At 44.2% G+C, this 355-nt stretch carries 1 protein-coding gene; it reads right to left on the reverse strand.

Annotated features, from left to right (window positions below; genetic code table 11):
* Nucleotides 1-355: hypothetical protein (locus tag AAEY83_RS13375; protein ID WP_351059520.1), on the reverse strand; the 355-nt coding region annotated here is incomplete at both ends.

A 355-nucleotide genomic window follows, 5' to 3' on the forward strand; every position in this document is an offset into this window, starting at 1 on the left:
GTATAACGGTATATTGCCCCCGTACCCTTGACAGCGAAAGTTGAAGATGTGAAGTTTCGGATTGCACTGATGGTTGGAATGGGCATCCGATAATTGGCGATCTTGTAGGTTTTCAGAACCGGATCTCTTGCGTTATCTACATCATAAATATAATCGAACCCCACTGTTACGTTTCTCTGATTGGCGATAATCATTTCTCGATAGGGTTCATCAAGATCGATCCACTCACCGGTCTGGCGAGCACTGCCCGTCAGTTCTCTTACATTACCTTCACCGCTAACCAACGAAAGATAGAATTTTACATTCCCTTCATAACGTCGATTCTCTTTTGCTCTGTACGCTGACAAGATGCAAG

It is taken from the genome of Psychrobacter sp. TB20-MNA-CIBAN-0197, assembly GCF_040309765.1.
Lineage (GTDB): Bacteria > Pseudomonadota > Gammaproteobacteria > Pseudomonadales > Moraxellaceae > Psychrobacter > Psychrobacter submarinus.